Genomic DNA, 23,628 nt, shown 5'->3' on the forward strand with positions numbered 1-23,628 from the left:
AGCGAATCTCCCCCGGCACACGTCTACTTCTTTCTGTCACAACGGGCACGGAAAAGAACGAACCCATTCTCTTATACATAGGTTGTAGCCATGACTCAAAAAGAAATTCGCGTCGGAATCGTCGGAGCCAACGCCGACGTAAGTTGGGCGAAAGTGTCGCACGTTCCGGCGATTAAAGGGCTGCCTGGCGCAAGGCTTGCGGCTGTGGCGACGCGCAATGAGCAAAGCGCGCGGCAAGCGGCTGAAGCTTTTGGTGCCGACCGCTGGTTTTCCGATCCCTACGCAATGATCCGCGATGACCGGATCGATGTCGTGACGGTCGCCGTGAATGTGCCCGCACATCGCGACCTCGTTCTGGCGGCGTTGGACGCGGGCAAAGCGGTCTACTGCGAGGCACCGCTTGGACGCACCGTCTCGGAGGCTGAAGAGATGGCGCGTGCGGTACGTTCGCAGCATACGGCGATCGGGTTGCAGGGCCAGTTAAATCCATCAGTGCGGCGCGCGGCTCAGTTACTTTCCTCGGGAAAAATTGGTCGGCCGCTCAACGCGAGAGTTGTCTCGACTACCGTGGGTTTCGGACCGGAAATGCCTTCCACGCACGATCTTTTCAACAGAGCATCGTCTGGGGCCAATCTGCTTACCATCACCGGGGGGCATACACTCGATGCGGTGGAAGCGCTCCTTGGGCAGATCATCGAGGTAGACGCCCGGACGGGAATCGTGTGGCCCGCTGTCAAACTGACAGACACCGGCGAGGAGCGTATGCGTGAAACTGCCGATCACGTCGACGTTCTAGGAAAGACGCGTTCTGGCGCCGTCATTACGGCGCACATTCACGGTGGCGCAGCGCCGGAGGATGCCCGCTTCAGCTTCGAGATCAAGGGATCGGAGGGATGGCTCAGCCTGACTAGCAACCACCCCTACGGCTTCCAGGCTGGAGATCTCGAGCTCAGGTCGAACGTCGCATTCGAGGCGCCCGAGCAGGCCGCGGTCTCCGGTGGGTTCATGGGTGCCGCGATCAATGTGCGAACGGTCTACGCTCATCTCGTCCGCGATATTCGTGAGGGCACCTACAACACTCCCGGTTTTGAACACGCGGTTCGCAACGCCCGTCTCATCGAGGCTGTAAGGCGGGCTGCAGAACGAGGCGAGCGGCAGAGCCTGACAACCTGAAGCCTCGAACATCTGAGGCGCACTTGCTGATACTGGGTGGAATGCACGGAGACGGCGCACAGTCGGCTTCGGCATGCGGGGATGTGAGCAGTTCAGGAATCCTTCAATCTACCGGCGGGCCAGCGTTTTACGCAGCCGACCCGCCGTTGTTCAAGGAGAAGCTCGATGGCACAAGCGCTATACGATATTGCGCTGAAATCAATCGATGGTCAGGCGACGAGTCTTGCCGCCTACCGAGGCAAGGTATTGCTGGTGGTCAACGTCGCCTCCAAGTGCGGCCTTACCCCGCAATACAGCGGCCTGGAGAAACTGTATCAGGACAAACGCGCACACGGTCTTGAAGTACTCGGATTCCCTGCCAACAACTTCAAAGGCCAGGAGCCGGGCACTGATGACGAGATCGCATCTTTTTGTGCCACAAGCTACGACGTGCACTTTTCGCTCTTTTCAAAAATTTCCGTGCTTGGCGAAGACCAGCATCCGCTGTATGCGCAGTTGGTCCAGGCGCAGCCGTGGGCGACCGGAGAGGGGTCATTCCGGGAGAGGCTCAAAGGGTATGGCGTGCATCCCACGAATCAGGCGGATGTGCTGTGGAACTTCGAGAAATTTCTTATCGGGCGCAACGGCGAAGTAGTCGGTCGCTTCTCGCCAGACGTAACGGCGGAAGATTCGCGTCTGCTTGCTGCCGTCGACGCGGAGTTGACCAAGACAGCCTAATAATTTAACGCTGCCTGGTCGGCAACCAGCGCCTGCGGCACGACTTCTCGCAAGAACTCGACAAATGTCCAGATCTTGGCATCGAGGTATTGCCGCGAGGGATACAGGACGTAGACCGTCAGCTTCTGAAGTTGATATCCCGGTAGTACACGCACCAACGAGCCGCTACGCAGCGCGGGTACCGCCGATGTCATGGGCAGCGCGCCGATCCCTTTGCCCTCCCGCAGCACCGCACCGAGCGCGTCGGCAATGTTAACCTGAAAGGTCGTTGGCGGAAGCTCGAACGTTTCCCGGCCATCGGGTCCGTCCAAATGCCAGCGATCGCGCGGAAAAAGAGAGGTGACAAGCTGTAGGCACGAGTGGCCCGCAAGTCCGGCGACACTGTCCGGTTGTCCCTGTTCGCGTAGATAGGCTGGCGATGCACACAACACACTGTGCACGCTCCCAAGCCGATGCGAAACGAGTCCCGAGTCGGGTAACTCGGCGGTGCTGATTTGCAGGGTGACATCATACCCCTCGTCGATGACGTCGGGCACATGCTGTGACAACGTAAGATCGACCGATACAGAAGGATACCGTTCCTGATAACGCATAGCGGCCGGTACCAGGTAAGTCTGGCCAAAGCCCGTCGTTGCATGCACGCGCAAACGACCAGTTGGTCGCACTCGTGCGTCGGCTGCTTCGGCCTCCGCCTGGTCGATATAGGCGAGAATTTCTTGGCAACGCTGCAAATAGCGGTGCCCTGCCTCTGTCAGGGCGATGCTTCGGGTGCTGCGGTTGAGCAGCCGGGTACGTAGATGCGTTTCCAGGTAGGCAACTGCGCGCGATGCCTGGGGAAGCGTGATTTCCATGCGTTGCGCGGCGCCGGTAAAGCTACCCTCTTCGGCGACACGGACGAATATTCGCATCGTTTGCAGCGTGTCCAACGTCAGATCCCCCGAGTAAAAATCCGCACGACCCGTGCCCTGTCATCACGGATCCTGGACGAATCGTCCGAGTCCTATTGATCAGTGTACTCGACGCATGAGGCCTGCCCCTCTATAGGCTAATCCCCTTTGCGTGCAAACGGCGGAATGCCCTAATGGCGAAAGCGGTCTCCGGCGGTACGTGCCGTCTTCTGTGCAGGCTCATCCCTTTTTTGGTTCATTTAGTAAACCGATTCATCCAATGAAACATCGATTCATCGAACTTGCCGTTTGCCATTCGCGATAGTACGTTGGAGTTTAACGCGAGGGACTATAGGAACAGGTCTCTGAAGACGTTATGCGGCGACTTTTTTATATGTCGGTGCTGACAGCGTACCCACGTCACATTGTTGGCCTGTGCGATCGAACTGTCCACTGTCCACAGCTCGGTCGGAAGGCGCACTGCCAATGCTCCCTCGCGCGGCATCGCGGAAAATGCCTCGGATTGGTCGGCATCCAGCCACCACCGGGACGGACGATTCTCTTTTTTCACTCGAGGCAAACCGAATGATCGAACGAGAGGAAAAGCTGGATACCGAAGAAGGAATTATGGACGTGTTCATAGTCCGCCCGGACGGTGATGGGCCATTTCCGGTAGTGGTTCAAATCATGGACGCATTAGGCATGCGCGAAGAGTTGCGCGAGCATGCGCGCCGCGTGGCTTCGTGGGGCTATTACGTCCTGTCGCCGGATCTCTTCTATCGATTCGGCCTCAAGACTCCGCTTTCCACCGATGAAGAGGGCATGAAGGTGATCATGGGTGCGGTCAAAGCATTGACTGACGAACGTGCAGTGAGCGACGCCACGGCAGTGCTCGAGCTTGCGCAGCGGGACAATGCTGCATCGCTCAAAAAGATCGGCATATACGGCTACTGCATGGGCGGCAGGTTCGCACTCGTCCTCGCCGAGGCTCTTGGTCCGCACGTTGCCGCCGGCGCTTCCGTTCACCCCGGATGGGTCAAGGATCAGCCCAAACCGCACCTCGCACTCGACCACGTGCAGGCTGAGCTTTACTTCGGCATTGCGGACAACGATCAGATGGCCACGCGAGAAGATATGGCGGCACTCGAGCGAGGGCTGGATGCGCGCCGCATCAAATATCAACTCGAATGGCATCCCGGAGCATTTCACGGATTCATGATGCCCAGTCGATCCGATGTTTATGATGCGGCTGCGGCCGACATCGTATGGCATCGAATTCAAGCCCTCTTTGCTCGGACGCTCGAAGCGGCTTAGCGGTTCATGTTGAAGTCGCCTGATAGCGCATGATGGCCGGTACCTGGTAGGGGGCCAAAGCCCGTCGTTGCATGCACCTGCCACATAGCGTTGCCCTGCCTCTGTCAGAGGTGATGCTGCGGTTGAGCGGTCAGTCGGGTACGTAGGCGCGTTGGCCTATTATCTCGGACCTATAAATCTATTGCCCGATATGTCGGACAAATTTATGTCCAGATTAATTTCATCTGGTGAACCAAATTTAACGGGTTCATACAATGAACCGGTGGTTCAAAGCGCTTGATATGCGCGTGTGACCATAGTACGTTTGGGCCTAACGCAACCGACTACAGTGACTGGTTTATTTCCAAGGCGTTGCGCGCCGCCAGCTTTCATTGTCGATACCGGCATCGCGCATTGTTGGCTCAGGTGTGACGATCTGCACGGCAGTTCGATTGCGTGTTTTCAGCGATGGATTCTAAAAACGTTTCGACTATGAACTGGAGGAGATCGATGGAGGCTATCGATGCCATTCAAACACGCGTTTCGGCGGCGAGGTTGGATTCGCCTGGCCCAAGCGAGGATGATTTGTCGCTCATTCTGCGGTCGGGGATTCGTGCACCGGACCATGGGCGCCTGACTCCATGGCGTTTCGTCATTATCGAAGGTGCCGCTCGCGAGACGCTTGGCAACGCCATGGCGGAGCTGCGCAAACGCAACTTCGCTGATGCAACCGACGAAAGCCTGGAATCAGAACGTGCGAAAGCTCGACGCGCGCCCATGATTATCGTTGTGGCGGCTCGCGTCGACCGGCAAAGCAAAGTTCCCGAAATTGAACAAATACTTGCGGCAGGCGCTTGTGCCCAAAACATTTGGCTGGCGGCTCATGCTCTCGGCTATGCGGGCATGTGGAAAACCGGCGACGTCGCGTACGACCCATCCGTGAAAAAGGCGATCGGCTTGTCCGAGGATGACCACGTTGTGGCGTTTCTCTACATCGGCACGGCTGTGGCAAAAGCGCCTGTCAGGCCATTGGAATTGGAGCGGTTCATAACGCGGTTGTAATCGCGCTCGAACTATCCAAAGAAACAAACAGGTGAAGGCGCCGATACCAGCGCTGCGGCAAAGTCAAAAATCATGAGGTGTAGAAATTATGGAAGTCGGAATTCTTTGCGTTCTTCAGAACTTCGAGAATCGGATGACGGACACCGAGCTCTATGAGACGGATATGGACATCCTCGTCAGTGCTGAGAAGCTCGGGTTCGATTCGGTCGCGGTAGTCGAACATCATTTTTCGAACTACGGGATGGCTCCGGACAACATGCAGATTTTGAGTTACGTGGCAGCCAAGACGTCGACCATCAAGTTGATGACCGGCGCAGTGATTCTTCCTTGGAACAACCCACTGCGGGTCGTCGAGAAAATGATTCTTCTGGATCATTTGAGCGGGGGGCGCGCCCGGTTCGGCATGGGGCGAGGGCTGGCGCGCCGCGAATATGAGACTTTCGGTATTCCGATGTCGGAGGCTCGCGACCGCTTTGAAGAGGCCGCACACATGATCCTCGAAGGGTTGGAGACGGGAATCGTCGAAGGCGAGGGTCCTTACTACAAGCAGATGCGTACAGAGGTGCGCCCGGGGCCGTTGAATAGTTTCAAGGATCGCCGATATTGCGTAGCGATGTCCCCGGAGTCGATTCCGCTGGCCATCGACACCGGCTCGACCATGTTGTCGTTTGCGCAGAAGCCTTGGGCCGAGATGGCGCCACACTTCGATTTCTATCGAAAGGGGTATGCCGAGAAGTGGGACCGTCCAGCGCCCGCACCGATTTGCGTCGACTTTGTGTTTTGTGATGAAAGCGCCGAGCGAGCCGAAGAATTGGCCCGTGAGTACATCGCGAACTACTACAAGACCATCCTGGTCCACTACGAATTCGCCGGCGAACATTTCGACAAGAAAGTTTATGGCAAGTACGCGAAGGACGCCGAAGTCCTCCGGCAGGTTGGATATGACGCTGCCGCAAAAGCTTTCGTGGACGTCAACACTTGGGGGACACCGACCCAGATCCTCGAAAAGCTCGAGCAGCGCAAAAAGGAGATCGGTGACTTCGCCCTGACGATCGAGGTGAGTTATGGCGGCATGCCCAAGGGCGTAGCGCGTAAGAACATGGAGCTCTTTGCCAAGTCCGTATTGCCGGAACTGCACAGCTGGCAATAGCGGCACTGCGTGTTTGGTCCTCTGCCGAGCGATCGATTCAAGATCGTCTCCCTGACAACGACCACGACCATCTATGCGCCACCAACATGATCGGCGAAACCGAGCCGACATCGTAGACGGCGGCGCGCAAACGGATCACGAGTTAAACGTGGAAACGCTGAGCGATAAAGTGAGGAAGTGGGCGGCGACTCGGCCGGACCTCGTTCTGGTCTGGGCGGGTGACGTCTCTGTAACAAGCCGACAGCTGGATAGTCGTGCCAACCAGGTGGCCAATGGGTTGCGGAAAGAAGGCGTGGCTCGCGAGGGAAGGATTGCGATTCTTTCCAAGAACACGCCGGTTTTCTATGAGCTGCTCGTTGGTGCCGAGCGTGCCGAGGCTGTTCTGGTGCCGATTAATTACCGGCTCAGCGCGAGAGAGATCCTGTTCGTTCTCGATGACGCGGGGGTGGAAGTTCTATTCGTCTCGTCTGAATTGGAGCCCGTTTTCCGTCAGATCGCGGCGTCCGCCAAGACGGTCAAGAAATGCATCGTCATCGATGCAGCTCAAGGGTACGAGGTGTGGCGGCGTCCTCAGAATGACCGGGATCCGCATCGGCCCGTCGCCGGCGATGCTGTGTCGGTTCAAATGTACACATCCGGAACCACTGGTACACCGAAGGGCGTGTTGTTGACCCACGCCAATATCGTCGCTGCGCTAGGGAGCGCGGCCGCCGCCTGGGGCCCTTGGCACACTCGCGACGTCCTGTTGGTCACCATGCCGCAGTACCACATCGGGGCGAGCATCTGGGGAATGATGGGTCTGTGGCTCGGTGTGCCCGGGGTCCTGATGCGCGAATTCGTCCCTGACGAGGCCCTGCGGCTCATCCAGATACACCGCGCCACGAAGGCGCAGCTGGCTGCCGTGATGATGCGCATGATGCTCGACGATCCTGCGATGACCGAAGTCGATCTGTCGTCTCTCGAGCTGATCATCTATGGTGCGTCGCCCGCACCACTGGAACTGATCCGGCGCGCGCGCCAAGAGTTCGGTTGCGGCATCGCGCAAGGTTACGGCATGACAGAAGTCGCCGGGTCCTTGACGTATCTTGCGCCGCGCGACCACGAAGAGGAAATCGGCGAACGGTTGAAGTCGGCGGGGCGCCCCGTGGAAGGCGTCGAGATCAGGATCGTCGATCCGCAGGGCGCCACACTACCTGAAGGTTCGATCGGGGAAGTGGTTTGCCGGTCCGCGCAGGTTACGCCCGGTTATTGGAGCCTGCCGGACGCCACCGCGCAGTGTTTGCGCGACGGCTGGTTTCATACCGGCGACCTGGGTCGTATCGACTCTGACGGCTATCTGTATATCTGCGATCGCCTGAAGGACATGATCGTTTCCGGGGGCGAGAACATCTATCCGGCAGAGGTCGAAGCCGTATTGAGCGCCCATCCGGCCGTGCGGGAGGTTGCAGTATTCGGCGTGCCCGATCAGCGCTGGGGCGAATCTCCCAAGGCCGTTGTGGTGCTCAACACGGATGCAACCGCGTCGCCCGAGGGCCTCATCGAGTTCGTACGTGCACGCCTCGCTCGCTACAAGGCCCCTCGATCCATCGAATTTGTCGCTTCGCTCCCGCGCAACGCCTCAGGAAAGGTGCTGAAGCGCGAATTGAGGAAAGCGTACTCGACTGGCAGATAAGAAGTTAGGAGACAAGCAATGACTGATACATATCAAGCGACGCGGGAAATGCTTGATCGCGAAGCGATTCGAGATCTCGTCGTCTGTTATTACGACGCGGTGTGGAGGGACGACATCGAAACGATTGTCGGTCTTTTTATAGAGCACGGCAGTATCGATGTCCTCAATGGCCCCCTGGCTAGGCAGGACGTCTGTGGTCACGAGCAGCTGCGCGCCTTCTATAAGGCTGGCATCTCAAAGATGAGCCCACGCCCCTTTGGCCATAACCACCTCGTGGAATTGCTCGACGAGGGGCGCGCCAGCGGCCGGTCTTACGTCGAATTGCGCAACTCGAAGGATTATTCCTGGATAAGTGCTGTCGTCTACACCGACGAGTATGTCAAGGTTGATTCAAGCTGGAAGTTTTTGAAGCGGTGCGCCGAAATGAAGTATGTCGGCTAGGACCGTCTTCTTGCGAACCATGATGATCGTATCTGTACATAGCGCAGGTCTTGCATGAACTACACGAAATACGAAGCGCTGGAAGTCGTGCGCCGTGGCAACGTTTTGCATGTCACGTTGAATCGCCCGGACGCTCTGAATGCAATCAATCGTCAGGCCTTGACGGAGCTATCGACGGTGTTCATCAAAGCATCGATGGACGCCGAGGTGGACGTAGTCGTCTTGACTGGTGCGGGCCGGGCGTTCTCCGCGGGAGGCGACTGGAACTGGATGCTGGAACAGATTCGCGATCCGCAACAGTTCCACGAAGGATTGGTCAATGCGAAGCGGATGCTCTACAGCATCATCGATTGCGAAAAGCCCATCGTCTGCCGTCTGAACGGCGACGCGGTTGGAATGGGCTGTACGCTCGCTTTGGCTTGCGACTTCGTCATCGCCGATGATCGCGCTCGGCTCGCTGATCCCCATGTGCGTGTCGGTCTGGTGACGGGAGATGGCGGGGCGACCCTTTGGTCTTACTTCGTTGGCCATATGCGGGCAAAGAAGTATCTGTTGACCGGCGACTTCATCGAAGCCGGGAAAGCGGAAGCGATTGGTCTTATCACTGCCGCGGTTCCAGCGGACGAACTCGATGTGTGCGTTGCCTCTTTGGTCAAAAAATTGGCCACCGGTCCCACGCGCGCTGTGGCATGGAGCAAGGCGGTCATCAATATCGGCCTGCGACAAGCCTTGTCGGCCTCGCTGGATGCCGCGCTTTCGTATGAGGCGCTGTCCAATCAGACGGCCGATCACAAGGCAGCCGTCGAAGCGTTCCTAAAGGGAGAGAAGCCTTCCTTTGCGAGCGCCGCCCGGTTCGCAGGATGACAACGCCACCGTATCCAAAGGAGTCGCCATGGATTTTGTAGATTCCCCCGAGCAGGCAGAATTTCGGGCCCAAGCACGTGCATGGCTTGCCGAGCACGCGCCGCGAGAACTGTATGAAGTCCTGAAATCGGCGAGCTACGGTGATGCCATCCTCGAGTCGCCCGAAATGATTGCGGCGTCGAAAGCGTGGCAGAGAAAAAAACAGGCTGCCGGCTGGGCGTGCATTCATTGGCCTCGCGAATACGGCGGACGCGACGCGACCCCGATCGAGCAAGTGATCTGGCAGGAGGAGGAGGGCGTCTACGGCTTGCTGAACAAGATAGTCATGACCGGGCAGGGTATCTGTGCGCCTACGCTCATCTCCTGGGCCACCGAAGAGCAGAAGCGGCGATTCCTGCCCAAGCTCGCCTCCGGTGAGGAAATCTGGTGCCAGCTGTTTTCGGAACCGGCGGCCGGTTCGGACCTCGCGGGGTTGATCACGCGGGCCGAGCGGCGCGAGGGCGGTTGGCTGATCAACGGGCAGAAGGTCTGGACCAGCCATCTGCACTATGCCGACCACGCCATTCTGCTCGCCAGAACCGATTCTTCGGTGCCCAAGCACGAAGGGTTGACGATGTTCTTCCTGGGGGCCGATACGCCGGGGCTTTCCTACCAGCCCATCAAACAGATCACGGGGCAATCCGGATTCAACGAGGTGTTCCTGACCGACGTCTTCATTCCGGACAGTCAGCGGCTGGGGCCTGTCGGACATGGCTGGAGGGTGGCGTTGACCACGCTCATGAACGAACGTCTCACCGTGGGCAACGGGGGCATGCCCACGGGTTTCAAGGAGCTGTTCTCATACTGCTGCATGGCGGAATGCAGTGGTGGGGGGAGGGCAATTGACGATCCATGGGTACGCTCGAAGCTCGCGAACTGGGCGGTTCGCACGAGCGGTCTGAGGCACACCGCGTCGCGCAGCATTTCCGCACTCTGCAAGGGACAGGCTCCCGGTCCGGAGGGGTCCATCGGCAAGCTGGTCGCCGGCACGACGATGCAGGAGATTGCGATGTTCGCGATCGATCTTCAGAGTGAACTAGGTGTGCAGCAGGGCGAGCAGGCACCGGCTGACGGACGCTTTCAAGCCATGCTGCTGCGTTCGGCTGGCACCCGCATCGAGGGGGGAACGGACGAAATCCTGCGCGGCATTATTGCTGAACGAGTTCTGGGTCTGCCTCCCGATGTGAGGGCCGATAAAGGCATTCCGTTCAACAAGATTCCCACTGGCCGATAGGTCTATTTACGTATGAACGCGATCACGGCGAAATTCGAACAGATCATCGTTGCTGGGCACGATGGCGTGGGAACGATCACGCTCAACAATCCCGTTCTCAAAAACGCGGCAACGCCTGCAATGGTGCGCGAAATCATGGCCGCGCTCGATGCTTTCGAGGCGCCGGACTCCGGCGTTCGCTGCATCGTCATGAGCGGATCGGGCAACGCATTCTGTTCGGGTGGGAGCCTTCGTCCCGGTGATAGCGAAAACACCGGGCCGGCCGACGCAGGTTATACGCTCGAGGCAACGCACAATCCGTTGATCCTGCGCCTGCGCGGCTTGACAGTGCCGTTCATTACGGCTGTCAACGGAGCCGCGGTCGGCTTCGGAGCCAGTCTCGCCTTGATGGGTGACTTGGTATTGGCCGCAAGCAGCTCTTTCTTTCTTCACGGGTTCCGCAACGTTGGCTTGATTCCGGATGGTGGTGCCACCTGGATGCTGCCGCGGGTAATCGGCCGGGCTCGGGCCATGGAGATGTCGCTGCTCGGCGAGCGTTTGTCTGCCGCTCAGGCGTTCGAGTGGGGCATCGTCAACCGCGTATACGAAGACGATGAGCTGATCGCTCAAGTGCGGCGTGTTGCCGTTTCGATTGCGACCGGACCCACACGCTCATTCGCAATCACGCGTCGGCTGTACTGGGACGGGGCAGAGCGTTGCTTCGAGGAGCAACTCGCCGCAGAGCGTCAGGCGCAAAGGGCGGTGGGTGCGACTGAGGATTATCAGGAAGGCGTGGCGGCTTTTCGGCAACGCCGGGCGCCGGTATTCAAGGGCAGATAGTGCGGGCCGACATTCAACGACGCTCCTAGAAGCGTCGCGATCTGCTCGTTGCTGTACGAGAATGACTTAATAAAAAAGGAATACTAATTACGCTTATTTTTATCAGAGGAGAGAAAGAATGTTGAAAGCAATAGCTGTTTTGCGTTAAGAGATGTCTGATTGACGTCATTCGAATAGCGATGTCTTTAATCAAAAAGTGTTTTGGAGGTGGAGTGAGATGAAAATCAAGTATGGTGTGATTAGTTCCGACTCTCACGGGCAGATACATAAAGATGCCTTCACTCAGCGTATGTCGAAGGTCAAGTTCGGCGACCGGATTCCGCAACTCGTCGAGACGAGCGATAAGGCACACATGTCAGACCCGGTCGATCGGGTGGTCGAGCGCTGGCGTGTCAACGGGATGATCGTTGAGAAGCGCGGCGTGTCGAACTGCGCGGCTTATATGAACGATCCCATGCGCGCGACGTTCCCGCAGCGCTGGGAAGAGGTACCGAAGGCCATCTATGATCCGATTGAGCGTCTCAAGGTACTGGCCACCGATGGAATCGACGGCGAGGTTCTCTACCCGAATCCACCGATCCAGAACGCTACGTTCTTTCAGGGTGACGCGGAGTTCGAGTTGGCTTGTGTCCAGGCCTACAACGATGCCATGTACGAAGACTGGTACCAGGTCAGCAAGAACTTCATCCCCCTGGCGCTCACACCTTATCTGGGCGGTCTCGACGTGACCATCGCTGAGGTCCGCCGCGTGGCGAAGATGGGCTACAAAGGCATTCTCATCGTAGCCGAACCGGGCGAGGTGGTCGGCAAGACGCGTGGGTGGAGCGCGAGCTCCAGCTGGGGAATCGACAATGACAACTTGAACTACAAGTTGCCGGCGTTCGCCGATCCGCATTGGTGGCCATTCTGGGAGACGTGCCAGGAATTGGACATGCCGGTTCACTGGCACGCGAATGCCGCCCTTTCATTTGGCACGTCGATGTGGAAAGGTTATGCGCGCCCACAAGCCTGGGTGGCAACGGCGCCTTCTTCGTGGTCGGCCCTTTCGCAGTTCATGCCGAATCTCGTTTTCAGCGGCGTGCTCGATCGTTTCCCAAAGCTCAAGTGGGTCCTCGCGGAATCTGGCATTGGTTGGTTCAACTACACCCTCGAATCGTTGGATCACGAATGGGAGCGCCGTTCGCTCTGGAAGCACGGTATCAAGAATCGGCCTAGCGAACGACTAAAAGAGCAGGTTCACCTTTCGTCCTGGTTCGAGGCTGAAGGCGTGAAGGCGGTACAGATCGACAAGTCGCATCTCATGTGGCAGTCGGACTTCCCGCACAACCCGTCGACGTTTCCGATTTCCCAGCAGGTTATCGACCGATCGTTTAGGGACATTCCGAAAGAGATCCGTGACCGCGTTCTCTACAAGAATGTATTGGATCTCTATAAGGAAGAAGAGACCCGGTAGACGGGTTTCTGCGTATTCGACATTGAATGCTTGTGGAGGAGGTGGGGATAATGTCTTTTCAAATCATCAGTATAAACGAACACGTGATCGAAGCGCCGGACGTATGGACGGCGCGGATGTCCAAGGCTCAGTGGGGCGATCGGATACCGCATATTCGCACCAAGGACGACGGGACTGAGGTGTGGATGATTGACGGCGTGGAGGTCCCGCTTGTCGGATCGGGTTCGGCAGCCGCGTGCATGCCCGATCGCTCGGACGAACCGACAAAATGGCGCGACGTGCCGTCCGTTGTCACCAACGTCACGGAACGCGCAGCGTCGATGGAGGCGCAGGGTGTTGGATATGCCGTGCTCTATCCCTCCGTCGCTGGCATCGGCGGCGAGACGTTCGGAAGAATCGAGGACCCGGAGCTCGAACTGGCCTGCGTTCAAGCCTACAACGACTGGCTCATCGACGAGTGGGGGGCCAACCCGAAGTTCATCCCGCAATGCATCCTGCCGTTGTCCTCATTCGAGGCCATGCGCAGCGAGCTCATCCGTTCGGTCGAGAAAGGCCACAGGGGCGTGATTCTTCCCGGAATTCCGGACCAGGTCCGCAAAGGCGCGCCTCATATCAACGACGCGGGTTACGACGCTGTCTGGAAGGCATGTGAGGAACTCGGCGTTCCCGTGTGCTTCCACTCCGGCATTGTGCCCTCGATGGAGCTGACGCCGTACAGTGGCTACGCTCCGGCGGTGGCGGCTGCGTTCCGTGCAATCGCCCGCCCGGTGACAGGTGCGGCGATGCTGTCCAACTTTGTCATTTCGAAGGTTTTCGAGCGCTTCCCCGGGCTGAAGGTGGTGTTCGCCGAAAGTGCAATGGGACTGACGTCGTTCACCATTGAAGGCGGCGACTATGGCTTCGGCATGTGGCGCCTCGATGAGCGCTACAGCTATAAGGCCAAGCCGTCGGATCTCTTCCGTAGCAACTGCTTTGTCGTGGGTTGGTACGACCGCGTGAACCTGAAGCATGTGGCGGAACACCTTGGCCCTGACTCGTTGCTATGGACAACGAAGTTCCCGCTCGGAACCTCTTCGTGGCCTGACGTTCAGAAGCAGGTTGAATCGTCATTCGCCGAGATTTCGGAGTCGGACAGGGCCAGGGTGCTGTGGTCCAATGCCGCTCAGTTATACAAAATAAACTGACTTGGGGTGACGAGATGGAAGACAACGTAGAGATCGTGCGAGTAAAAGTTCAGCCCCTGACGCGGGAAGGAATGAAGCCTTACGGGGACGTGCTGGATCGTGACCATCCGATATTTCCACAGGTCGATGCCGGACATGGCGCGGTGGCAATGGAAATCAACACGCTGGAGCACAACAGCAGTGTCAGGCAGACACTGGATCAGATGGCGATCCACGGCACTTACACGCAGAGTTTCATCGTGCTCAAGGGCTCGATGATCATGGTGTATGCGCCAGCCCCCTCCGATTTGACTGGCGATGTCGAGAAGATGGAATTCGATTACAGCCGCGTTGGCGCCTTTGTGTTGACAGAGGGCGATGTTGCACACATCGACCGAGGCGTGTGGCATGGCGCTTATGTCTTGAGCGGTGGCTGCACGTTCGTGAATGTGACACGCAAGGACCCCGGCGAGGGGACGACCAATGTGGTGGAGGTCGATGACGAGAAGCTCGCGTACCGCAGAGAATATATCGAGCTGGTGAATCTTCGTCGACGCGACAAGAAGCAGCTCGTCCTTGAACTGTGACTCCGGTTAGTGACGGAGGAAGGGCCGCCTGGTCGCGTCACAGGATTACCACTCGAGACTTGCGGCCCTTGGTTTGCGGAGCTTTTCTCTTGTGCTCCTTTCCGTACGGCTACGACGATGGTTGCGACTGCCTGTCGGCGTCGCAAACTATTTGACAACTTTGGAGACGATATGGCCCATGCGCGAGATGCACAGCAGCTTGGCCGTGGTTTTTATTGGCAGGAGATTCAGGCGGGAGATCGCTTTCGCACTTATCGGCGAACGGTGACCGAGAGCGACCTCGTGAACTTCATCTCGGCAACGGGCATGCTTGAGGCGATCTTCATCGATGCCCAGTACGAGCACGGCGCGATGCGTGGAAGACCCGTGCCTGCCGCATTGACTAGCGGATTGATCGAAGGCCTGCTGTTTCAGACGATGGTGCAGGGAACCGGCCTTGCGTTGCTCGAGTTTTCGCTGAAGACGCATGGGCCGGTGGAGGTCAACGATACGATTTTCGGCGTCGTGGAAGTTGAAGAGGTGAACCCCACGTCAAAGAACAATCGGGCTGTTGTGACGAGCCGCGTCGAAGTGTTCAACCAGCGCGACGAATTGGTTCTGAGCTACAGCGTGAAGCGCTTGCAGGCGGGTCAGCCGCAATGACAGTACGAACGCATGGCGATTCGATGGCTTTGACATTCATGCACACGGGCGTTGCAAGATGATCGATCGATTTTCTCTCACCCACATTCCCGCCGAGGATGAAGCGCTGCGCGCGCCAGTGCGAAGCTTCCTACATGACACACTCGGAGCGCTTGCGCCTGCGACGCGCGCGCGGTCGTGGCTGGGATTCGATGCCGGTTTCAGCCGGGCAATGGCGGAGCAGGGCTGGATTGGGTTGACCTTGCCCAAAGCTTATGGCGGCGGTGGACGAAGTCCATTTGCACGTTTCGTGCTCGTCGAGGAATTGCTGGCAGTCGGTGCGCCAGTTTCGGCGCATTGGATAGCGGACCGCCAGAGTGGGCCTCTGATTGCGCGATACGGCACTCTCGAGCAGAAAGCGTTTTATTTGCCGAAAATCTGCGCTGCGCAAGCCTTTTTTTGCATTGGCATGAGCGAGCCCAATGCGGGCTCGGACCTTGCGAGCATTCGCACGCGCGCTGTGCAAACTGCGAATGGATGGCGCCTCACCGGGCGAAAGATCTGGACGACCAATGCAGACAAGTCGCATTACATGATCGCGTTGGCTCGCACTTCGGGCATTCCGGAGGATCGGCAGCGCGGCCTGTCGCAAGTCATCGTGGACCTTTCGTTACCGGGAGTCAGTATCGCTCCTATCGAGGACATTGCGGGAGACCGGCACTTTTCCGAAGTCACGTTCGATGACGTCGATCTGGGTCACGAGGCGCTGATTGGCATGGAAGGCGCCGGCTGGGAGCAGGTCGCCGCCGAGCTGGCATTCGAGCGAAGCGGTCCGGAGCGAATCTATTCGAGCGTCGTCTTGCTCGAGGAATGGCTGCTTGCATTACAGGCCGCAAAGCGTGCGGGCCAAGACGTCTCACGGAGTGAGCGTAGTGCGCTCGGTGCGCTGATCGCGGAACTTGCCACATTGCGTGAGCTGTCGCTGTCGATCACCGGTCGGCTCGCGAAAGGCGAGAGTCCGGCAACCGAAGCCGCTCTTGTGAAGGACCTCGGCACGAGCTTTGAACAATCGGTACCGACAGTCATTGGCGATCTGCTCGGCACGCGCCCGCTGCGGGGTATCGCTGACTGCAGCCTCGCCGACACGCTAGCTTACGTGACGAAGATCGCCCCTTCGTATTCGCTGCGCGGGGGCACCCGTGAAATTCTACGCGGCATGATTGCGCGCGGCCTTGGACTGCGCTGAAAGGAGAGACGGATGGATGACATGCTGACCGCCTCTATTGAGCCGGTACTCGAAGAGCGGTGCACGCCGGCATTGGTGCGCGAAATGCTAGGCGCTGGCGCGGATAACGCTCGACGCGACTTATGGCGGGCGTTGGACGAGCTGGGCTTTCTCGATGCGCTGGTGCCGGAGTCGGCCGGTGGATCGGGCCTCTCACTCGATGAGTGTGCAGGCGTGCTATTTGCGTTCGGCTGTCATGCGATGCCAGTGCCCGCTGCGCACACGATGATCGCTCGCCGGCTGCTCGCCGATGCTTCGATGGCGCGCCCCCGCGGTCCGATTGCATTTGCCGTACTAGATGGTTCAGCCTCTAATGCCGCATTTGTCCCGTTTGGTCTCGCTTGCGAATCGGTTCTTGTCGAGATGAGCGACGGACTTAGGCTTATCGACATCGGTGACGCGACGGTCCATCCGCGCACTGAGTGGGGCGGACTTGACGCGACAGTTGTATTCCCTGCGGGAGTCGGGAAACATTTGGGCGCTGCATGCGCGGGCAAGGAGCCGAACACGGGCGTCCTGCTCGAACTCGGTGCGCTGGTCACTGCAGCGTTCATGGTCGGCGCCATGACCCGCGTACTCGAGATGATGATTGGTTACGTGAACGATCGTCAGCAGTTCGGGCGGTCGATCGGAAAATTTCAGGTGGTTCAGCATAACCTGAGCGTGATGGCCGAGCACGTAGCGGCCGCGCAGATCGCCGTGCAGAGCGGCTGTGCATCGGAGACTTTCTTACGTCGTGCGATTGCGAAAGCGCGAGCGAGTCGCGCCGCGCCGCTTGTCGCGAATACCGCCCACGCGCTGACAGGTGCAATGGGAATTACGGCTGAATACGATCTGCAGCTCTATACGCGCGCTCTGCATTCTCAGCGCTTGCAGTTTGGGTCCGAGTCTTACTGGGACGAGATAGTCGGCACGTACGCGCTAGAGCATTGGTCATCGGCCGTGCCGAGTATCGTCGACCTGACGAGCTCAACGGCGAACGGGGCCACCTGAGCGGAGTTCGCGTCAGCTGGCGAGGATAGCAACCACCATCACATATATCCATGGCAAAAGTCATCGTTTCAGTCAAGAGAGTGGTCGACTACAACGTGAAAGTTCGAGTGAAGTCGGACGGCACGGGTGTCGACGTTGCGAATGTAAAGATGTCCATGAATCCTTTTGACGAGATCGCGGTGGAAGAAGCGGTGCGTCTGAAGGAAGCGGGCTTGGTGACGGAGGTAATCGCAGTGTCGGCAGGCGTTGCGCAAGCGCAAGAGACGCTGCGTATGGCGCTTGCGATCGGCGCGGACCGCGCGATCCTGATCGAGTCGGGCGAAGAGCTGCAGCCGCTGGCGGTGGCCAAGCTGCTGAAGGCGCTGGTCGACAAGGAACAGCCGCAGCTGATCATCCTCGGCAAGCAGGCCATCGACGACGATTCGAACCAGACCGGCCAGATGCTTGCCGCGCTCGCGAATCTGCCGCAGGCGACGTTCGCGTCGAAGCTTGTGATTGCCGATAGCAAGGCGACCGTGTCGCGCGAAGTGGACGGCGGTGCCGAGACGCTCACGGTGACGCTGCCGGCCGTGGTGACCACCGACCTGCGCTTGAACGAGCCGCGTTATGTGACGCTGCCCAATATGATGAAGGCGAAGAAGAAGCCGTTGGAAACGGTGAAGCCTGAGGACCTTGGCGTGGAGGTCACGCCGCGGCTGAAGACGCTGAAGATCACGGAGCCGCGCAAGCGCTCCGCCGGCGTGATGGTGCAGGACGTAAAAGCACTCGTCGAGAAACTGAACACCGAAGCCAAAGTGCTGTAAGGAGACAACGGACATGACAATTCTGGTAATTGCCGAACACGACAACACGTCGATCAAGGACGCGACGCGCAACACGGTGGCGGCAGCAGCGCTTATCGTGAGTTTTGTGACGCAGGATATTCACGTGCTGGTGGCAGGTCACCACGCTGAGAGCGCGGCGCAAGCCGCGGCGAAAATTGCAGGCGTCGTGAAGGTCCTACTCGCGGACGCACCACAGCTCGAGGCCGGTCTTGCGGAAAACGTCGAGGCGACAGTGCTGAACATGTCGAAGAACTATTCGCACATTCTCGTGCCTGCTACTGCCTACGGCAAAAACATCGCGCCGCGCATCGCGGCGAAGCTCGACGTGGCGCAGATCAGTGACATCACCGCGGTGGTTTCCGCGGACACGTTCGAGCGCCCGATCTACGCAGGCAATGCGATCGCGACGGTGCAGTCGAGCGATGCGATCAGAGTGATGACGGTCCGGGCGACGGCCTTCGATGCGGTGTTGGCAGAGGGCGACAGTGCAGCGATCGAGAAGATCGAAGTGGCGGCCGACCGTGGCGTCTCGCAGTTCGTGAGCCGGGAAGTAACGAAGCTTGATCGTCCCGAGCTCAGGGGCGCGCAAACGATCGTGTCGGGCGGTCGGGGCCTCGGCAGCGGCGAGAACTTCGCGCTCGTGCTCGAGCCCTTGGCGGACAAGCTCGGCGCGGCGCTCGGTGCCTCGCGCGCAGCGGTGGATGCGGGCTTTGTGCCGAACGACTATCAGGTGGGCCAGACGGGCAAGATCGTGGCACCGCAGCTGTATGTGGCAGTCGGGATCTCGGGGGCGATTCAGCACCTCGCGGGGATGAAGGACTCGAAGGTAATCGTCGCGATCAATAAGGATCCTGAAGCACCGATTTTCAGCGTGGCCGACTATGGACTTGTCGGGGATCTGTTCACGTTGGTACCGGAGCTCGTCGCCGAGCTTTGATGTCGGTGTCCGCTAAACCGGGTCAACACCACTTGTTCGGATACGTCAAAGCGTTTTATAACGACAATCGTCGTCGTTCGTCGCTCGAGTTTGCTTCACCGGTTCGGTACGGCAAGACCGGATCAAAGCCCAGCGAACGTAGGATGTAAAATCGGGTGGACTTGAGTTACCCGGTGTGCTGATCTGATCCGACTCGGAGTAAATAGTGACTTCTTTCAATCCAGTGATCGCTCTCGAACGGGGGTTGGCGGTCCTGACAGTTGTGAACAGACTGCAACGAGCCAAGGTTGCAGAGGTTCGCGCTCAAACGGGCCTGGACAAAGCAACGGTCATACGGATGCTCGAAACGCTGATTCACGCTGGCTACGTTGTCAAGGACTCGAAGGAGTCGGTCTACTTTCCCAGCGCTCGAACCATGCAGTTGAGCTGCGGCTTCAATCTTCCCCAACGAATAGCCGAGTCCGCGGGTCCCGTCCACTCTCAGTTCCATCGTGCCGTCGGCTGGCCTTCGGTCCTGACAATTCATGATGGCGACTCAATGATCACGATCCATTCCAGTAACGAGGATGGTGTCCTGCAGCTCAATCGTCCCAGCGGGTTCCGTGCGCCGATGCTAATGACGTGTCTTGGCCGGGCATATCTGGCGTATTGCAACGATGCCGAACAGGATCGAATCATCGCGTCGCTTGCGGAAATACCTGGCACGGACACTGAACTCGCTCGTGAGCCGTCCAAGCTGAAGGCTCTCCTGGCAAAGATCCGCGCTCAAGGATACGCGGTCAACGATCGAGGATATGGAGAGCGCATGCAGCACAACCTGTGGGCTCTGGGCGTTCCTGTTAAAGACAGCAACAACGTCTATGCGTCTCTTGGTCTGATCATCCCGGGCGACCTTTTTACCCGTAAGGCCGGGATTCACAAGTATCTGCTCACGATGCAAAAGGTTGCCGAGAAACTGGCTGCGATATTTTCAGAGCAGGGGTTCAATATGGCGGCTGCCGAGTTGTATAAGACAACAAGCAGAAGAGGCGGCGCGCGCAAACTGCCCGATGCACAATCGTTTCCCGGCATGATCGGCCCGCTGTAAACAGTTCGTTTCCAGGGCCGCTCGTGTCACCACATCGCGTTGGCGGCAATCCTTTGGGCGGTCCCGCCAGTCCGCCGCAACACCGCGCATGTATCCGCTCTTACTGAGGGGCTCTGCTCAACGCTTTCCAAACTGCCTTTGTAGCGACTCTTAAGGCATCCCAATCGGTCTCATTGTCGCCGCGCCGGCGGATGAAGACGACAAGGCCATGCAGGTGCGAGACGATGAGCTCTGCGCGCAACGTACATTCACCGGATGGAAGCGACGGGTTGAGCTTTGCAATAAGGCCCGAAAACATGTCGATGAGTTCGCTTTGGTTCTTGGCCATCAACTCGTTCACGAAAGGCTCATGCTCGGCCAGGCTCCAGCAATGAAGCGCGAAGGCACCCGCGTATCGCTCGGGGCCTGTTAGCAGATCGAATACCTGATCGACGAGGCGCTCGAGGCGCTCGTCAGGCGATCGAGCATTGTCTTTTGCCAACTCCCGGTACTCAGCGATGTAGCGGCGAGCCAGTTCCTGGATGGCGCTTCTCAATAGCTCCTCACGCGTGCCGAAGTAATGCTGAAGCGTTCTCAGTCGAATCCCTGCGTCGTTCGCAATGCGGCGTTGCGTGAAGCCGACGTAGCCTTCTGTGGCAAATACGCTGATCGCCACCTCCAGAATTTCGGGGACGCGAGTGGTGCGATTGCCGCGACGTTTGGGCTCAGGAGCGGGATGAGCCCCTCGGATTTCGTCAGATGTTAATTTCAGATCTTTCATCGCAGCTCATTGATGCGGGATCGCTTCTGGTGGATTTCGGCCTACGGCCGCACTGCCGAAAGTATAAGTCAGATGACTCACAAATAGTAGTCACCCAAACCCGCTATGTAACCAGATGCCTACATGAGATGCCGAATTAGCACACTTGACGGCGGGTTTCCCCCCGGCAATCTTTGATTGCGTATTAGTCGAGCAACCACTAATATTTAGTCAAGCGACACATTGACGTATGTGTCGTAGGTACAGGGCTCGGTCGACGACGAGGACAGGCCAGCGAGCGATCCCGAGAATGGGCATCAGGAGGCAGAAATGAGTGCGGGCGGACAGTCGTTGCGTTGGCTCATCGACAAATGGTTTGTTCTCGCGGCGGGAAGCGCCTATCGGCTTACGCGATCCCCGTGCGCAGAGTCGTCTTCATGCCGCTATGTCTGCTTCGAGGCAACGCGGACGGGCGGCGCGTTAAAAATCTTCTTTTTCCGCCACGAAGATGGCTCGTGGAGCGTCTTTCCTCCCGCGCCCAAGAGACCGACGCTCACTTTGGATTAAGCGGGCTTTAAAGGACAACAGCAGGCATTGTGGCCTGGCGACCGGAATCGATGCCACGCCACCGCGGGGCGCAGCTTGAGAGCTCGACGCGATTTGCCGAGGCTGCCCACATTTAGGAGGAGGTGCCCGATGGACATTCTGAAAATAGCCATTGCGTCGGGGATGCAGGTCACGCTTGATGGCCGTATTGGCACGCAGGAATACCGGAGCGTGTACGGCTCGTTGCAGGCGTTGCGTCGCTTTGCTGAGGCGGTACTGATCACGGCCCCAATCGTTGCCACGCGCCCGGAACTGACCGAAGCGGAGGGCAGAACCGGTTCGTCGAACAGCCCAGGATGTGAGGCCCAACGATGATTGCCGGCGTCATTAGCTATCGCATCCCGTGCAGCAGGTCTCCCGTGCTTCAGCACATATCGCTCGGATTGGTGCTCATGCCTATCGGTGGGTTGACGATCGTGGTAGCCATGCTGCGCCGCGAGTTGCATGAGAACAGCGTATAGACGTGCGTCGGAACAACAAGGCCGCAAAGGCGCAGTCGCCAGCGTTCTTTATCGGCATCGGGACGGCAATCGGCGCGCCACCTCATCGAGAGCGCGGTGCGCGTACAAGTTCGGGTATGGAGGAGAAAAGGAAGTGAAGACGGATTCAATCGAAACTGCAATTGCCGCAATCGCGGCGGGCCGGATGGTCGTTGTCGTGGATGACGAAAACCGTGAGAACGAAGGCGATCTGATTATGGCCGCGCAGGCTGCCACAGAGGCGGACCTTGCCTTCATGGTGCGTTACACGAGCGGAGTGCTTTGCGTGTCGCTGCCGGGAGAACGTTTGGACGCGCTTTCGCTTCCGTTGATGGTGGCGAGCAATAGCGATTCAATGAGTACCGCATTCACGGTGAGCACGGACTACCGCATTGGCACAACGACCGGAATTTCAGCGGCCGACCGGGCCATCACTGTCAGGGCGCTCGTCGACGAAAAGGCCATCGCCGGCGATTTTAGTCGGCCGGGGCACATTTTTCCGTTGCGGGCAGCTCGGGGAGGCGTATTGCGACGTGCGGGACATACAGAAGCGGGGGTTGACCTCACGCGACTCGCGGGGATAGCACCGGGCGGCTTGCTGGCCGAGATCGTCAACGACGATGGAACCATGGCGCGGTTGCCGCAATTGATGGAGTTCGCGCACATGCACTCGCTGCCCATTATCACGATCAAGGATCTCATTGCGTATCGTCGCAGACGGGAGCGCATCGTCGAGCGCATGTCGACGGCGCGTTTGCCCACCCGATATGGCGTGTTTACGGTATACGGGTACAGAGAAACCATTTCGGGGGAAGAACATGCAGCACTTGTCATGGGCGACTTGGCGGGCCGCGAGGCTCCTCTCGTGCGTGTTCATTCGGAATGTCTGACCGGAGAAGTCTTCGGGTCGATCCGATGCGATTGTCGGGCACAACTTGACCTGGCGACGGAGCAAATCGCAGCGGAGGGCCGCGGTGTCGTCGTCTACCTCAAGGGACACGAAGGGCGCGGCATCGGGTTGACCGAGAAACTGCGAGCCTATGCCTTGCAAGACGAGGGCCTCGATACCGTTCAGGCGAATCTGAAACTTGGTCTGCAAGTAGATACGCGGGACTACGCCGTCGGTGCTCAGATCCTTCTAGATCTGGGGGTGACAAAGATGAAGCTGATGACGAACAACCCGCTCAAGTATCAAGGCATTTCCGAGTTCGGATTGAGTATCGAAGAGCGTGTACCCCTCGTCACTGCGCCGAACAGTGAAAACGCTTTCTACCTAACGAGTGGACCTTTCCGCTATTCGGGACGCTATCGATAGGCAACGCTGCAGCAAATACGATGTTCAAGTTCGCGGCGACAATATTTGGTTCTGATGGTAGGGTGGTTTCGGAGCAAACGTTCACCGTCTTTAGCGGTAACTCGCGTGCAGTTTCACGCCCCACGTTTGGCCTTCTCATCAATTTTCCAATTGACCGCGAAGGGGTCTGGACCGTTTCGATTCAATCC

The 23,628-nt window shown here is 58.4% G+C and carries 23 protein-coding genes; 21 read left to right on the forward strand and 2 right to left on the reverse strand.

The genetic code is table 11. The features are described 5' to 3' along the window. Positions 1 to 90 precede the first annotated feature (90 nt). Positions 91 to 1,173: a Gfo/Idh/MocA family protein gene (locus GNZ13_RS09635; protein ID WP_172162772.1), complete on the forward strand. Its 1,083-nt coding sequence runs from the start codon at positions 91 to 93 to the stop codon at positions 1,171 to 1,173. A gap of 165 nt (positions 1,174 to 1,338) precedes the next feature. Then, positions 1,339 to 1,890, forward strand: a complete 552-nt coding sequence (locus tag GNZ13_RS09640; protein WP_172162774.1) for a glutathione peroxidase — start codon at positions 1,339 to 1,341, stop codon at positions 1,888 to 1,890. On the opposite strand, the gene GNZ13_RS09645 is transcribed toward GNZ13_RS09640, so the two are convergent. Continuing rightward, positions 1,887 to 2,816: a LysR family transcriptional regulator gene (locus GNZ13_RS09645; protein WP_172162776.1), complete on the reverse strand. Its 930-nt coding sequence runs from the start codon at positions 2,814 to 2,816 to the stop codon at positions 1,887 to 1,889. The genes GNZ13_RS09640 and GNZ13_RS09645 overlap by 4 nt on opposite strands. 447 nt (positions 2,817 to 3,263) lie before the next feature. Between GNZ13_RS09645 and GNZ13_RS09650 the strand changes: the two genes are divergently transcribed. From GNZ13_RS09650 to GNZ13_RS53790, 17 genes are all read left to right on the forward strand, one after another. Continuing rightward, positions 3,264 to 4,091 carry a dienelactone hydrolase family protein gene (locus GNZ13_RS09650; RefSeq protein WP_172162778.1) on the forward strand — a complete coding sequence of 276 codons (828 nt, stop codon included), beginning with the start codon at positions 3,264 to 3,266 and terminating at the stop codon, positions 4,089 to 4,091. 489 nt (positions 4,092 to 4,580) lie between these two features. Beyond that, positions 4,581 to 5,132, forward strand: coding sequence for a nitroreductase family protein (locus GNZ13_RS09655; protein ID WP_172162780.1), 552 nt, complete (start codon positions 4,581 to 4,583; stop codon positions 5,130 to 5,132). A gap of 88 nt (positions 5,133 to 5,220) precedes the next feature. After that, positions 5,221 to 6,282 carry an LLM class flavin-dependent oxidoreductase gene (locus GNZ13_RS09660; protein ID WP_172162782.1) on the forward strand — a complete coding sequence of 354 codons (1,062 nt, stop codon included), beginning with the start codon at positions 5,221 to 5,223 and terminating at the stop codon, positions 6,280 to 6,282. A gap of 148 nt (positions 6,283 to 6,430) precedes the next feature. Then, positions 6,431 to 7,954, forward strand: a complete 1,524-nt coding sequence (locus GNZ13_RS09665; protein ID WP_172162784.1) for a long-chain-fatty-acid--CoA ligase — start codon at positions 6,431 to 6,433, stop codon at positions 7,952 to 7,954. A gap of 18 nt (positions 7,955 to 7,972) precedes the next feature. Continuing rightward, positions 7,973 to 8,395: a nuclear transport factor 2 family protein gene (locus GNZ13_RS09670; protein WP_172162786.1), complete on the forward strand. Its 423-nt coding sequence runs from the start codon at positions 7,973 to 7,975 to the stop codon at positions 8,393 to 8,395. A gap of 54 nt (positions 8,396 to 8,449) precedes the next feature. After that, positions 8,450 to 9,259, forward strand: coding sequence for an enoyl-CoA hydratase/isomerase family protein (locus GNZ13_RS09675; protein ID WP_172162789.1), 810 nt, complete (start codon positions 8,450 to 8,452; stop codon positions 9,257 to 9,259). A gap of 28 nt (positions 9,260 to 9,287) precedes the next feature. After that, entirely contained in the window at positions 9,288 to 10,532 is a 1,245-nt protein-coding gene (locus GNZ13_RS09680) for an acyl-CoA dehydrogenase family protein (protein WP_172162792.1), read from the forward strand. A gap of 12 nt (positions 10,533 to 10,544) precedes the next feature. Continuing rightward, positions 10,545 to 11,351, forward strand: a complete 807-nt coding sequence (locus GNZ13_RS09685) for an enoyl-CoA hydratase-related protein (protein WP_172162795.1) — start codon at positions 10,545 to 10,547, stop codon at positions 11,349 to 11,351. A 217-nt stretch (positions 11,352 to 11,568) separates the two neighbouring features. Next, positions 11,569 to 12,804, forward strand: coding sequence for an amidohydrolase family protein (locus GNZ13_RS09690; RefSeq protein ID WP_172162798.1), 1,236 nt, complete (start codon positions 11,569 to 11,571; stop codon positions 12,802 to 12,804). A gap of 26 nt (positions 12,805 to 12,830) precedes the next feature. Further along, positions 12,831 to 13,988, forward strand: coding sequence for an amidohydrolase family protein (locus tag GNZ13_RS09695; RefSeq protein WP_172162801.1), 1,158 nt, complete (start codon positions 12,831 to 12,833; stop codon positions 13,986 to 13,988). A 14-nt stretch (positions 13,989 to 14,002) separates the two neighbouring features. After that, positions 14,003 to 14,554 (forward strand): ureidoglycolate lyase, encoded by a 552-nt coding sequence (locus GNZ13_RS09700; protein WP_172162804.1) that lies wholly within the window; start codon positions 14,003 to 14,005, stop codon positions 14,552 to 14,554. A 171-nt stretch (positions 14,555 to 14,725) separates the two neighbouring features. Continuing rightward, positions 14,726 to 15,196 (forward strand): MaoC family dehydratase, encoded by a 471-nt coding sequence (locus tag GNZ13_RS09705; RefSeq protein ID WP_172162807.1) that lies wholly within the window; start codon positions 14,726 to 14,728, stop codon positions 15,194 to 15,196. A 58-nt stretch (positions 15,197 to 15,254) separates the two neighbouring features. Next, positions 15,255 to 16,421: an acyl-CoA dehydrogenase family protein gene (locus GNZ13_RS09710; protein ID WP_172162810.1), complete on the forward strand. Its 1,167-nt coding sequence runs from the start codon at positions 15,255 to 15,257 to the stop codon at positions 16,419 to 16,421. A 12-nt stretch (positions 16,422 to 16,433) separates the two neighbouring features. Further along, entirely contained in the window at positions 16,434 to 17,453 is a 1,020-nt protein-coding gene (locus GNZ13_RS09715; protein ID WP_172162813.1) for an acyl-CoA dehydrogenase family protein, read from the forward strand. A gap of 50 nt (positions 17,454 to 17,503) precedes the next feature. After that, positions 17,504 to 18,256: an electron transfer flavoprotein subunit beta/FixA family protein gene (locus GNZ13_RS09720; RefSeq protein ID WP_172162816.1), complete on the forward strand. Its 753-nt coding sequence runs from the start codon at positions 17,504 to 17,506 to the stop codon at positions 18,254 to 18,256. 13 nt (positions 18,257 to 18,269) lie between these two features. After that, positions 18,270 to 19,214, forward strand: coding sequence for an electron transfer flavoprotein subunit alpha/FixB family protein (locus tag GNZ13_RS09725; RefSeq protein WP_172162819.1), 945 nt, complete (start codon positions 18,270 to 18,272; stop codon positions 19,212 to 19,214). 205 nt (positions 19,215 to 19,419) lie between these two features. Next, the gene (locus GNZ13_RS53790; protein ID WP_172162822.1) at positions 19,420 to 20,301 is read left to right on the forward strand and encodes an IclR family transcriptional regulator domain-containing protein; all 882 of its coding nucleotides are present in this window, start codon (positions 19,420 to 19,422) and stop codon (positions 20,299 to 20,301) included. 100 nt (positions 20,302 to 20,401) lie between these two features. Here the strand turns inward: GNZ13_RS53790 and GNZ13_RS09735 are convergent, their stop codons facing one another. Continuing rightward, positions 20,402 to 21,061 carry a TetR/AcrR family transcriptional regulator gene (locus GNZ13_RS09735; RefSeq protein WP_172162825.1) on the reverse strand — a complete coding sequence of 220 codons (660 nt, stop codon included), beginning with the start codon at positions 21,059 to 21,061 and terminating at the stop codon, positions 20,402 to 20,404. 675 nt (positions 21,062 to 21,736) lie between these two features. On the opposite strand from GNZ13_RS09735, the gene GNZ13_RS09740 reads away from it, so the two are divergent. Together GNZ13_RS09740 and GNZ13_RS09745 are read left to right on the forward strand one after the other, a co-directional pair. Beyond that, positions 21,737 to 21,961, forward strand: coding sequence for a hypothetical protein (locus tag GNZ13_RS09740; RefSeq protein WP_172162713.1), 225 nt, complete (start codon positions 21,737 to 21,739; stop codon positions 21,959 to 21,961). Positions 21,962 to 22,240: 279 nt separating this feature from the next. Beyond that, positions 22,241 to 23,440 (forward strand): bifunctional 3,4-dihydroxy-2-butanone-4-phosphate synthase/GTP cyclohydrolase II, encoded by a 1,200-nt coding sequence (locus tag GNZ13_RS09745; RefSeq protein ID WP_407945618.1) that lies wholly within the window; start codon positions 22,241 to 22,243, stop codon positions 23,438 to 23,440. Positions 23,441 to 23,628 lie beyond the last annotated feature (188 nt).

Origin of the sequence: Paraburkholderia elongata (assembly GCF_013177735.1) — a bacterium.
GTDB lineage: Bacteria > Pseudomonadota > Gammaproteobacteria > Burkholderiales > Burkholderiaceae > Paraburkholderia > Paraburkholderia elongata.